This is a genomic window from Tibeticola sp., from assembly GCF_022759015.1.
Taxonomy (GTDB): domain Bacteria; phylum Pseudomonadota; class Gammaproteobacteria; order Burkholderiales; family Burkholderiaceae_C; genus Tibeticola; species Tibeticola sediminis.
In genome coordinates, this window is the sequence record NZ_JAEMQB010000142.1 from 1 (window position 1) to 4,414 (window position 4,414).

Genomic DNA, 4,414 nt, shown 5'->3' on the forward strand with positions numbered 1-4,414 from the left:
CGCAGTCGAACCGCACCGGAGTGGCGGCCCTGACCTTCGACGCTGTGGACGACGCGCAGGATGGGCGCGCGAGCGCGGGCTGCTGCCGCAGGTGTCGGGGCCGAGTCCGTGGCCTGATGGCTGGTGTCTGCCCAAAACGACGGCGGGGAGTCCGCTCGGGGCGTCTTTGGCAGGGTCGGTCTTGCCAGTGTCATGGCCGCCGATGCGTTGCACGCGGTGGCGCGTTGCCCGAAGCGGCGCAGCCGCGCCTGGATGCCCTGGATAAGTCCCATGTAAACCTCTCCGATCGATCGGTTGAACACAGGCAGGATTGACGATGAAGCCCGAGCGCTGCAGGGTTGAGTGCTTCCGCGGCACTCAACGCCCGCCACCTGCAGGACGGGGTCGCTGACACGACGGTTCAGTCAGGATGGCTGGGGCCGGGCTCCACCGTGTTTGGGCGAAGGTGACGGTGGGCGGCGCCTCTGCCCCTTCAAGGACAGTGCGGCCGGATCAGACCGACGGCCAAGCCTTCGATTTCGATCGACGCTCCGGGTTGGACGATGATGGGGGCGAAGTCCGGATTCTCGGCGCGCAGTTCGATGTGGTCCGGGTGTCGCACCAGACGCTTGACGGTGACTTCGCCGTCGATCCGGGCCACGATGATTTCGCCGTCGCGAGCATCTTGGACCCGCGCGACGGCCAGCAGGTCGCCGTCCATGATGCCCGCGTCGCGCATCGAGAGGCCACGCACTTTGAGTAGATAGTCGGGTTTGCGGCTGAACAGGCTGGCCTCGACATGAAAGGTTTGCTCGACGTGCTCTTCAGCGAGAATCGGATGGCCGGCGGCCACACGCCCGACGAGCGGTAGCGCGAGCGTCGAAAGCTCCTTCAGCAGAGATGAGCCGAACGATCGCTCGCCCTCTGTTTTGAAGGCGCCTAGGCGAAGGCGGATGCCCCGTGACGTTCCGCTGACGAGTTCAATGGCACCTTTGCGGGCGAGCGCTTGCAGATGTTCCTCTGCCGCGTTGGCCGAGCGAAAGCCGAGTTCGGCGGCGATTTCTGCCCGCGTCGGAGGGGCGCCGGTATTGGCAATGGCGCTTTGAATCAGTTCAAGCACCTGTTGTTGCCGGGGGGTCAGGCGATCGGAGCCGGACTTCGAAGGGGGCATGGCTGCTCCAGAGGTTTGGCTGTAAGAATATCCAGTAACTGTATTTTTAGCCAGTTTTTTCCATCATGCAAGCGTTCAATGAAACGGTGGGGCAGCGTGTCGTTTTTCTGGCGACTGGGGGGACGATTGCGGGGCAGGCCGCCGATGCGGCGGATGCCGTCGGCTACCGGGCGGCCCAGATCGGAATCGAGGCCTTGTTGGAGCGGGTGCCCGGGCTGGCTCAGCGCTTGGGGTCGTGGACGAGCGCCGCAGAGCAACTGGCCCAAGTCGACAGCAAAGACATGTCGCTGTCGGTCTGGCAGGCTTTGGTGCGGCGGTGCCAGGAGTTGATCGACGATGAGGCCGTGGGTGCCGTGGTGGTCACCCACGGCACCGACACGATGGAGGAGAGCGCGTACCTGCTCGAACAACTGTTGGATGTGGACGCCGCTCGCGTCGTGCTGACCGGTGCGATGCGACCGGCGACGGCGGTGCAAGCCGATGGCCCTCAAAACCTGCTGGACGCGGTCAGCCTTGCCACCGATGCACGGGCTCGCGGTGTCTGGGTGACGTTTGCAGGGCGGGTTTATGCCCCGGCCTGGGTGCGCAAGGCCCATCCGTATCGCCTCGATGCGTTCGACGCCGGCGACGCCGGCCCATCAGCCTGGATCGAGGAAGGCCAGGTGCGCTGGTTGTGTGCGCCGGTCTCGAATGGTGATGGCTTGGCGGCAGGCCATTCAAGAGCCGCTGGCCGGGCCGCGTTCCTGGCCGCGCAGCGCTGGCCCTGGGTTGAAATCATCCACAGCCACGCGCTGGCCGATGCGCGGGCGGTTTCCGTCTTGGTGGACGCGGGCGTGGAAGGCTTGGTCGTTGCCGGGACCGGCAATGGGACGGTTCACGTCGAGCTCGAGCGCGCATTGACGCGTGCGGTCGAGCACGGTGTGCGCGTGGTTCGCTCGACGCGCTGCGGGGTTGGGCGGGTGATTGGCACGCCCGCGGACGCTTTCGCGTCCGCGGGGAGTCTGAGTCCGGTCAAGGCGCGCATCCGCCTGGCGCTGGACCTGCTGAGCCGCGAGGGTCAGCTCTCGAGCGCTGCCAGCGCGCGCTGAGTGATTTCTTCGACCGTGCCCACGCCGCTGATGGCGCGATATTTCGGTGCGTGTTCGGGGTCGACTTCGGCCCACTTGCGGTAGTAGTCGACCAGGGGCCGAGTTTGCGCACTGTAGACCTCGAGCCGCTTGCGCACGGTTTCTTCCTTGTCATCGTCGCGCTGGACGAGCGGCTCGCCGGTGATGTCGTCCTTGCCTTCGACCTTGGGCGGGTTGAACTTGATGTGATAGGTGCGTCCGGACCCCGGGTGCGAGCGGCGGCCACTCATGCGCTCGATGATGGCTTCGAATGGAACATCGATCTCGAGCACGTAGTCGATCTTGATATTCGCGTTCTTCAGGGCTTCGGCCTGGGCGATGGTGCGGGGAAAGCCGTCGAAGAGGAAACCATGGGCACAGTCGGGCTCGGCGATGCGCTCCTTCACGAGCTTGATGATGAGGTCGTCGCTGACCAGCCCACCGGCGTCCATGACGCTTTTGGCTTGCAGCCCCAGCGGGGTTCCGGCTTTCACGGCTGCCCGCAGCATGTCGCCTGTGGAGATCTGGGGAATGCCATATTTCTTCGCGATGAACGCGGCCTGAGTGCCTTTGCCGGCGCCAGGGGGGCCCAAAAGAATCAGTCTCATGATTTACCTCGAGTCAATGGAAAACTTAGGGTCGATTTCTGTTCGGGCGCGGGCTTCGCGGCCAGGCGCACCCAAGGCTCGAATCGAGAATAGCACGCGTGGCTGCAGGGTCTCTTACAAGCGCGAAGCAGCGCGTTCGAGCGCCAGGTGTACCCGTGCACGTTCGAGATCTTCCGGGGTATCGACGCCGGCGGGTGGAGCCGAGTCGGTGCGGTACACCGCGATCGTCTCACCGTGCCACAGCGCGCGGAGCTGCTCCAAGGCCTCGACCTGCTCGATCGGTGCGACCGCAAGTTTCGGGAACGCGGTCAGAAACGACACCCGGTACGCGTAGAGCCCGATGTGGCGCAGCGCGCTCGTGCCGGGCAGTTCCCGCACGCCGTTGCTGTAGCGGTCCCGGTCCCAGGGGATGGGGGCCCGGCTGAAATACAGCGCGCGATCATGCCGGTCGGTCACGACTTTGACGACGTTCGGGTTCGTGTAGGCTTCGAAATCGTCAATGGGGCAGGCAACCGTGGCCATGCGCGCGCTGGGGTGGCGAGCCAGGCATTCGGCGACGGCGTCGATCAGTTGGGGCTCGATCAGGGGCTCATCGCCCTGGACGTTGACGACGATTTCTTCGCTCGCGAGCCCGAGTCGTTGGGCGGCTTCGGCCAGTCGGTCCGTACCACTTGGATGGTCGGGCTCGGTCAGCAGACATTCGATGCCGTGGCGCGCGCAGGCTTCGGCGATGGCGGGGTCGTCCGCCGCGACCACGCATCGCCGCGCATGACTTTTGAGCGCCTGTTGAGCGACCCGAACCACCATGGGCAGGCCCGCCAGGTCGGCAAGCGGCTTGCCCGGCAGGCGACTCGAACGCATCCGGGCCGGGATGAGGACGATGAAACCGGCAGAAGTGGGCGCAGCGCCCGGGTCCATTGCGTTCATGTCGGAGGCCATGCCGGTCATACCTGGGGCGTTCGCGGCGGGAGCGCGGCGATTTCCTCTTCGCTGACGACGCGGGCTTCGGATTCGAGCATGACCGCGATGCCATCGCGAATCGGATAGGCCAGACGAGCACTGCGGGAGAGCAGCTCGTTGCGTTCGCGCAGATAGTCCAACGGCCCTTTGGTGACTGGGCAGACCAGGAGTTCAAGTAGGCGGGGATCCATGGGCTCGATCATAGTGAGATTGGGCACGTTGCGGAGCCGGCGCTAGGGCTCGGTCGATGGCAGCGAAGAAGGCTTCGGGCAGTTCGACTTCGAGCGCCACCGCCCAGGCCTCGGGCCGCCAGCACCACAGTTTCACAGCGTCTTTTTCGGTGCAAATAATCTCTTTGCCAGCGAAAAATGGCGCAAGGTTGCTACCGAAATCATAGTGATCGGGGAAGGTGTGGCACTCCGCGAGCGTGAGCCCTTGCGCACGCAGGGCCTCGAAAAAGCGCTCGGGGTGGGCAATCCCCGCGACGGCCACGAGCGGCTGGGTACGCAAGGCGGCGAGGGGGCGCCGTTGGCCCTCGGCGTTGACGGCCGTGTCGGAGAGGCGGCGGTGGACGGGCACGCTTTGCTCCA

6 protein-coding genes are annotated in these 4,414 nt (G+C 65.3%); 1 reads left to right on the plus strand and 5 read right to left on the minus strand.

Annotated features, from left to right (window positions below):
* Positions 1-472: 472 nt before the first annotated feature.
* Complete coding sequence (gene lexA / locus JHC36_RS09095) at positions 473-1,150, minus strand: transcriptional repressor LexA (protein WP_287918399.1); 678 nt, start codon at positions 1,148-1,150, stop codon at positions 473-475.
* Between the two features lie 65 nt (positions 1,151-1,215).
* Here lexA and JHC36_RS09100 point away from each other — a divergent pair, with 65 nt between their 5' ends.
* A complete protein-coding gene (locus tag JHC36_RS09100; RefSeq protein WP_287918401.1) occupies positions 1,216-2,238 on the plus strand; it encodes an asparaginase in 1,023 nt (340 codons plus the stop codon).
* Here JHC36_RS09100 and adk read toward each other — a convergent pair.
* The 4 genes from adk to JHC36_RS09120 all read right to left on the minus strand — a co-directional run.
* Positions 2,208-2,864: an adenylate kinase gene (gene adk, locus JHC36_RS09105; RefSeq protein ID WP_287918402.1), complete on the minus strand. Its 657-nt coding sequence runs from the start codon at positions 2,862-2,864 to the stop codon at positions 2,208-2,210. The two genes, JHC36_RS09100 and adk, sit on opposite strands and share 31 nt — an antisense overlap.
* 114 nt (positions 2,865-2,978) lie before the next feature.
* Positions 2,979-3,803, minus strand: a complete 825-nt coding sequence (kdsB, locus tag JHC36_RS09110) for a 3-deoxy-manno-octulosonate cytidylyltransferase (protein WP_287918404.1) — start codon at positions 3,801-3,803, stop codon at positions 2,979-2,981.
* 5 nt (positions 3,804-3,808) lie between these two features.
* Positions 3,809-4,015 (minus strand): Trm112 family protein, encoded by a 207-nt coding sequence (locus JHC36_RS09115; RefSeq protein WP_124221489.1) that lies wholly within the window; start codon positions 4,013-4,015, stop codon positions 3,809-3,811.
* Positions 3,996-4,414: tetraacyldisaccharide 4'-kinase (locus JHC36_RS09120; protein ID WP_287918407.1), on the minus strand; the 419-nt coding region annotated here is incomplete at its 5' end. The genes JHC36_RS09115 and JHC36_RS09120, both read right to left, overlap by 20 nt.